This is a genomic window from Xanthobacter sp. BG11Y11_SDJG (assembly GCF_057364445.1).
Map to the genome: position 1 here is coordinate 1 of NZ_JBNFNU010000423.1, position 3,524 is coordinate 3,524.

2 protein-coding genes and 2 pseudogenes are annotated in these 3,524 nt (G+C 70.8%); 3 read left to right on the forward strand and 1 reads right to left on the reverse strand.

Annotated elements, in window-relative coordinates; all coding sequences use genetic code 11:
* Both AC2W7M_RS22125 and AC2W7M_RS22130 read left to right on the forward strand, forming a co-directional pair.
* Positions 1-606, forward strand: a 606-nt coding sequence (locus AC2W7M_RS22125) for a histidine phosphatase family protein (RefSeq protein WP_486134955.1), incomplete at its 5' end; no start/stop codon positions are given.
* Between the two features lie 212 nt (positions 607-818).
* A pseudogene (locus AC2W7M_RS22130) lies at positions 819-1,570 on the forward strand (hypothetical protein).
* 37 nt (positions 1,571-1,607) lie between these two features.
* Here the strand turns inward: AC2W7M_RS22130 and AC2W7M_RS22135 are convergent.
* Complete coding sequence (locus AC2W7M_RS22135; protein WP_486134957.1) at positions 1,608-2,921, reverse strand: hemolysin family protein; 1,314 nt, start codon at positions 2,919-2,921, stop codon at positions 1,608-1,610.
* 165 nt (positions 2,922-3,086) lie between these two features.
* On the opposite strand from AC2W7M_RS22135, the pseudogene AC2W7M_RS22140 reads away from it, so the two are divergent.
* Positions 3,087-3,524 (forward strand): annotated as a pseudogene (locus tag AC2W7M_RS22140) (chorismate synthase); the annotation flags it as partial.

The window sequence follows — 3,524 nt, forward strand, 5'->3', positions numbered from 1 at the left end:
CCGGCGCTCCCGACCCCGCGGCGGGCCGCCGGCTCTTCCTCGTGCGCCACGGCGAGACCGGACTGGAACGTGGCCGGCCGCCTCCAGGGCCGTCGCGACGTGCCGCTCAACGCGCTCGGCCGCATCCAGGCGGCGCAGGTGGGACGGGTGCTGAACCAGCTGGTGGGCGACGTCGCGGGCGTCCAGTATGTCTCTAGTCCGCTGTCGCGGGCGGTGGAGACCATGCGCATCCTGCGCACCACGCTCGATCTGCCGGCGAGCGCCTTCGCCAGCGACATCCGCCTCGCGGAACTCTCTTTCGGCCGCTGGGAGGGCCAGACCTGGCCCGAACTGCGCCGCCGCGACCATGACGGCGTGCGTCGGCGCGACCTCGATCCCTGGCGCTTCCAGCCCCCGGGCGGCGAAAGCTATCTCGATCTGTGCGCCCGGGTGGAGAAGGCGATCGCCGACCTGCCCGGCGACGCGGTGGTCGTGACCCACGGCGGCGTGGTGCGCGCCGCGCTCCATGTGCTCGCCGGCATGCCCGAGGGCGAGGCGGCCCTGCTGCCGGTGCGCCAGGGCGCGGTCTATGTGGTGGCCGGCGGCGTGTTCAAGGTGGCCGATTGAGCGTTCGGCTCTGATCGCGGCGCGATTCCTGTCCCATTTGATGAGGGCGCGGGGGCCGGGCTCCCCGGTTCGTTCGGCCTCGGTCAAGCCGCAGGGCGATGGGGCAAAACGCTGGCACCCCTCTTGCTCCGTGTCTCCCGAGGCGCCGGTCCTGTCGCGAACCCGACGGAGCCCGCGCCTCGGCGTCACATTCGTGGGCTTCGGGACACGCCATGACCGACATGACGGAACTTCGGAACCGCAAGGTTCCCCTCAACCTCGCCATCGTCCACGTGGACCCCGGCGCCTTCCTCGCAAACTATATGGGCTGGCTGGAGATCACCGCCTTCATCTCGGCCCTGCGCGCGGGCGACGTGGAGATGCCAGCGGACGGGCGCACGCCGGCCCTCGCGCCGGGGCAGATGAAGGGCGGCATCGTGCATGAGGTCGGCAACGACGCCGTGTTCGCCTTCTGCATGACCGCGGCGCTGAAGGGCGAGAGCGCGGCGGTGGATCAGGTGGAAGGGGTGCTGAAGGACCGCTTCGGTCCGGAGTTTCCCGGTGCCTTCGGCCTCTGGCACTTCCGTGCCGCCATCGACGCGCCGACCACGCTCGACGACTTCGTCGGCCAGGCCGGCCGCAAGATGCTCGCCGGCGACATCCCGCCCCCGCCCATGCGGCGCGCGAGAACTGGAACACGGGCCTGCGATTCTTCGAGAAGGCGCGCAAGTCCAACTTTGTGCACGAGATCATGTACCCGCTGGCGCTGTGGACCCGCGCGCGGTGGAGCGAGACCGAGGAGAAGGGCGTCTCCTTCCTGGCCCATATCGAGGACAACCTGCCGGTGCTGCGCGAGGTGCTGGCGGACACGCGCAACGACGAGCCCTTCGTCGCCAACCTGCTGCTGCGCATGGCGCCGGGCGTCGACATGGAACTGACCGACGAATACCAGGGCTTCCTGCGCTCGCTGTCGCGGCGCAACTGAGGCGGGGCCGGTCCGGCGGCCGGCGTTCCGCCCCGGATCAGCTGTCGCCCGCCACCTTCAGCCGGTGCAGGATGCGCGGGCGCGCCACCAGCACCTTGTCGATGCGCCGCCCGTCCATGTCGACGATCTCGAAGCGCCAGCCGAGCGCGTCGAACACCGCGCCCTCCTCGGGCAGCTCCTTCATGCGCGAGAGCGCGAAGCCGGCGACGGTGTGGAAGCCCTCTTCCAGCGGCAGGTCCACGTCGAGCAGTTCGCGCAGCTCGTCGATGGGCGTGTCGCCCGCCACCAGGAACGAGCCGTCCTGCCGCTCGACGATGTTGCGCGCCACATGGGTCTCGCTGGCGACCGAGCCGGTAATCGCGGCCAGAAGGTCGTAGCCGGTGACGATGCCGGCCATGTCGCCATACTCGTCCACCACGATGCCCATGGGCACCTCGGCGCCGCGCAGCACGCGCATGGCCTCCAGCGCCCCCATGCCCTCCACCAGGAACGGCACGGTCTCGACGAAATTGCGCGGGTCCGGCGTCTCGCCCTTGAGATAGGCGTTCAGCAGGCGCTTGGCCTGGATCACGCCGATGGTCTCCTCCGGCGAGCCCTCGCAGGCGGGCAGGCGGCTGTGCGGCGTCTCTAGAAGCTCGGCGCGCACCTCGTCGGCGGGCCGGGAGATGTCCACCCACTCCACGTCCGGACGCGGCGTCATGATGGCGGTCACGGGCCGGTCGGCGAGGCGCATCACGCCGGAGATCATGCGCCGCTCGGCGGGATCGATCACGCCGGCGGATTCCGCCTCGGTGATGATGGCGCGGATCTCTTCGTCGGTGACGCCGCTGGATCGGTCGCCGCCCGCGCCGAGCAGCCGCAGCGACAGGCGCGTCGAGGCGTCGAGCAGCCAGACCGCAGGCGCCGACACCTTGGAGAGCGTCACCATCAGCGGCGCGACCAGGCAGGCGAGCGGCTCGGGATTCTGCAGCGCCAGGCGCTTCGGCACCAGTTCGCCGACGATCAGCGAGACATAGGTGATGGCGGCAACCACCAGCGCATAGCCCACCGGCGCGGCGAAGCCGGCGGGCATGCCGGCGTCGCGCAGCGCGTCGCCCAGCTGGGCGCCGAGGCTCGCGCCCGAGAAGGCGCCGGCCAGGATGCCGATGAGCGTGATGCCGATCTGCACCGTGGACAGGAAGCGGCCTGGGTCGGCGGCCAGTTGAAGGGCCGCGCGCGCGCCCTTCGTTCCCTTCTCCGCCATGGACTTCAGGCGGGCCGGCCGGGATGAGACGATGGACAGTTCCGCGGCGGCAAGGACGGCGTTCAGCAACACCAGGACGAGAACGATGAGGATTTCGAGAAATGGCATGGCGGGGGAAATTGGTCTCCGTCAGCACCCTCCATAGCACAGACCGAGGCTTGCGCGCGATGGTCCGGATGGACGAAAGCGGGCGCAGGCGGGGCGCACCCCGTGCGGGTTTGCATGGACGCGCGCCACGTCCTATTGAGCCAGCGTCACGGGATCGGGTCCGCCATGTCGTTCAACACCTTCGGCCAGATGTTCCGCTTCACCACCTTCGGCGAGAGCCACGGGGTGGCCCTGGGCTGCGTGGTGGACGGCTGCCCGCCCGGCGTGCGCTTTTCCCGCGAGGACATCCAGGCGGCGCTCGACCGGCGCCGGCCGGGCCAGTCGCGCTTCACCACCCAGCGCCGCGAGCCGGACGAGGTGAAGGTGATCTCGGGCGTCGTCGACCATCCCGACGGCGGTCTCGTCGCCACCGGCACGCCGATCGCGCTCGTGATCGAGAACGTCGACCAGCGCTCCAAGGACTATGCCGCCATTGCCGGCGCCTACCGGCCGGGCCATGCGGACTTCACCTACGACATCAAATACGGCTTGCGCGACCATCGCGGCGGCGGCCGCTCCTCGGCGCGCGAGACCGCGGGCGCGGGTGGCGGCGGGGGGCGGTGG